Annotated in this window: 2 protein-coding genes; both read right to left on the minus strand. The window is 73.6% G+C overall.

The window, feature by feature from the left end; translation table 11 throughout:
• Positions 1–85: 85 nt before the first annotated feature.
• Complete coding sequence (locus ACFVGY_RS05115) at positions 86–2,644, minus strand: FtsX-like permease family protein (protein WP_385671184.1); 2,559 nt, start codon at positions 2,642–2,644, stop codon at positions 86–88.
• On the minus strand, positions 2,644–3,423 hold the full coding sequence (locus ACFVGY_RS05120; RefSeq protein ID WP_385671187.1) for an ABC transporter ATP-binding protein: 780 nt from the start codon (positions 3,421–3,423) through the stop codon (positions 2,644–2,646). Before ACFVGY_RS05120 ends, ACFVGY_RS05115 begins: the two co-directional genes overlap by 1 nt.
• Between the last annotated feature and the right edge of the window lie 240 nt (positions 3,424–3,663).

Consider the following 3,663-nt stretch of genomic DNA (forward strand, 5'->3'; position numbering starts at 1 on the left):
TCCTCGACGGACCGCCCGCGGCGGCGCCCCCCGGGGGGGGGGGCGGCCCCGGGGGGGGGGGGGCCCCTCCGGCCGTCGCGGCCGGCTACTGGCGCGAGCCGATGACGTCGGCGGGGCGGCCGGACACGGCCACCCGGCCCGGGACCACCGTGGCCAGCACCGCGAGCAGCGCCGCGAAGCCCAGCACGCCGAGGTACATCAGCGGGTCGACGGTCGGCGAGGCGGAGCCCGTCATGCCGATGCTGAACGCGGTCAGCACCGCGAAGGCGATACCGGTGCCCAGCACCGCGGAGATCAGCACCACCATCACGGACTCGATCCGGAGCATGCCCATCACCTGGCGCCGCGTGGTGCCGACGAGCTGGAGCAGGGCGAACTCGCGGGTGCGGTCCGAGACCGACATGGCCAGCGTGTTGACCACGGCGATCGCGGTGAAGGCGATGATCAGGCCCATCGCCACGTAATTGACCTCCGCGTTGGACTGCTGCACCTCCGCCTGCAGGTCCTCGACCTGCCCGCGGTCCAGGACGCCGATGCCGGGCAGGCCGCCCAGCGCCTTCTGCAGCTCGCCGCGCCCGGCCCGGCCGTCACCGGCCGTCTTGACCAGCAGCGAGGAGGCCAGCGGGTTGTCGACGTGCTGCGACACCAGCGCATGGGACATCGTCAGGTCGCCGAAGCCCAGGCCCCGTTCGTACACGGCGGCCACCGTCAGCTCGGTCTCCGTGCCGTCGCCGAGGGTCAGCTTGAGGGTGTCCCCCGGCTTCTTGCCCAGGTTGTCGGCGGCGACCTCGCTGAGCGCGACGCTCTTCTCGCCGAAGCCTTCGAGGCTGCCGCCGGTGACGCCCGGGTCCCAGGTGCTGGTCAGGCCCGCGGTGGACACGCCCTGCGCCGGGTACTTCTCCAGTCCGACGCGCACGGAGGTGCGGACGACCTCGGTCACCGCGGTCACGCCGGGCACCCGGCGCAGCGAGTCCGCGGCCTGCGCGGGCACGCCCGGGCCGGCCGAGCCGACGACCCAGTCCGCCTTGTTGCCGGCCTTCGCCTGGGCGGTGGCCGCGGCGCCCATCGTGGTCTGCACGAAGAACACCGTGCAGGCCATGCCGATCAGCAGGGCCAGCGGGGTGATCGCGGCGGAGAGCCGCTTGGTGTTGGCGCGGGCGTTGGCGGTGGCCAGGTAGCCGCCGACCCGGGAGGCCCGCAGCGGCACGCCGAGGACGGCGACCGCGATCCGGGCGATCAGCGGGCCGAGCAGCGAGACCGCCACCGCGAGCACGACGACCGACAGGAACGTGACCGGCGTGGACGCGGGCTCGGTGCGCAGCGCGGCGAGGACCGCCAGGAGCACGATGCCGCCGGCCAGGAAGGCCGCGCCGGCACCCAGCCGGCCCCAGGCGAACCCCTGCTCCATGGCCGCTTCGGACAGGGCCTCGGCGGGCCGGATCCGGGCGGTGCGCCGCGCGGAGATACGGGCCGCGGCCCAGGCGCCGAGCAGGGCCGCACCGATGGCGGCGAAGAACGGGAAGACGCTGAACGTCACTTCCAGGGTGTCCGGGATGGCCTTGAAACCGACGAACTTGCCGTGCAGCCAGTAGGCGATGGGCAGCCCGGTGACCGAGCCGAGCACCCCGGCGAGGAGGCCGACGATCAGCGCCTCGCGGCCGATGAGCTGCCGCACCTGCTTGGGCGTCGCGGCGATGGCCCGCAGCAGCGCCAGCTCGCGGTAGCGCTGCTGGATGGACAGGGCGAAGGTGCCGACGACCACGAGGATCGCGACGAGCAGCGAGGTGCCGCCGATCGCGCCGCCCATGGAGACCAGCTTGATCCGGGCCTTGGCGGCGTCCAGGAACTCCACCGGGCCGCGGTCTCCGCCGGTGGACACCTGCGCGGTGGTCCCCTCCAGGGCCTGCCTGACCTGCCCGGCGAGGTCCTTCTCGGAGACGCCCGGCTTGGGCAGCACGCCGACCGCGGCGACCTCGCCCTCGCGGCCCGAGAGCCGCTCCGCCTCGGCGTCCGAGAAGAACAGGGAGGTCTGCTGCTCCAGGTCGCCGCCGGCGGGCGCCGCGATGCCGGTCACCCGGTAGGTGCGCGGCGCACCGGTCGACTGCACGGTCAGCTCGGCGCCCGGCTTGATCCCGGCCCGGCCGGCCAGTTCGCGGTCCACGACCACCTCGTCCGCACCGACCGGGGCGGCGCCCTCGGCCAGCGTGAACGGGGTCAGGGCCGCCGAGGTCCAGGCGTGCCCGTACGAGGGCTTGCCGTCGACGCCGGGGACCACCTGGCCCTCGGGGGTGACCGCGTACGCGGGGAAGGTCACCTCCGGCAGGGCCGCCTTCACGCCGGGCAGCGCGGCCACCTTGGCCGCGGTGTCGGCGGGGATCCAGACGCGCTCGCCGAGCGGCTTGGCCTTCTCCTTCGTCTTGGTCTTGCCCTTCTTCTCCTTGGTGGTGACCTGGTGGACGTTCTGGTCGCCGCTGACGATGACGGGGGCGCCGGCGTACCGCTCGGTGCCGATGGTGCCCCGTAAACCGGTCTCCAGGAGGATGCCGCAGGCCGTGACCAGTGCGGCGGCGCAGAAGAGGGCGAGGAACGCCCCGATGAAGCCGCCCTTGCGGGCGCGCAGGGTCTGCAGGGCATAGCGCAGCATCAGGCCCACGCTCCCAGGTGGGTCATGCGGTCGGCGACCCGGTCCGCGGTCGGGGAGTGCATCGTGTCGACGATCCGCCCGTCGGCGAGGAAGAGGACGGTGTCGGCGTACGAGGCGGCGACCGGGTCGTGGGTGACCATGACCACGGTCTGGCGGGTCTCATCGACGCAGGACCGCAGCAGGGCGAGGATCTCCTTGGCGGTCACCGTGTCGAGGGCACCGGTCGGCTCGTCGCCGAAGATGACGTCCGGGCGGGTGATCAGGGCGCGGGCGATCGCCACGCGCTGCTGCTGGCCGCCGGACAGCTCGGCGGGCCGGTGGGTGGCGCGGCCCCCCAGGCCGACCCGCTCCAGGATCTCCTCCAGCCAGCGGGGGTCCAGGCGCTCGCCGGCCAGGCGCAGCGGCAGCTCCACGTTCTGCCGCACCGACAGGGCCGGGATGAGGTTGAACGCCTGGAAGACGAAGCCGATGCGCTCGCGGCGCAGCCGGGTCAGCTGGGTCTCGTTCATCCCGTTCAGCTCGGTGTCGCCGATGTACGCGCGCCCGCCGGTCGGCTTGTCCAGGCCCGCGGCGCAGTGCAGGAACGTGGACTTGCCGGAACCGGAGGGCCCCATGACGGCCGTGAACGAGCCCCGCTCGATGCCGACCGAGACACCGTCCAGCGCGCGCACGCCGCGGCCGCTCTTTCCGTACTCCTTCACGACCGCGTCCAGGCGCAGCGCATGTCCGGGGGACCCGGCGCCGCTCTGTCGGCGGAGGCTGTGCGTCTCGGTCCTCATGCGCGACCAGTCCTTCCAAGGCTTCGAGGGGGGTTCGTCAGCACGATCCGCGCGTGGCGGATGCAACACCCCCGATCCTTGACGGGCGATCTATACCGGCTCTACGCGGACGGGCGCGGGCAACGCGTTCCGGCCGAAGGCGGGGCCCCTTCCGCCGGCAAGCCGGGGGCGCACGAGTGACGCCCGTTTGCCGCCGCCGCGGCGCGGCCAGGTCCCGTCGCTTAAAAACAGCTGTAGCAT

It is taken from the genome of Streptomyces sp. NPDC127106, assembly GCF_042677605.1.
GTDB lineage: Bacteria > Actinomycetota > Actinomycetes > Streptomycetales > Streptomycetaceae > Streptomyces.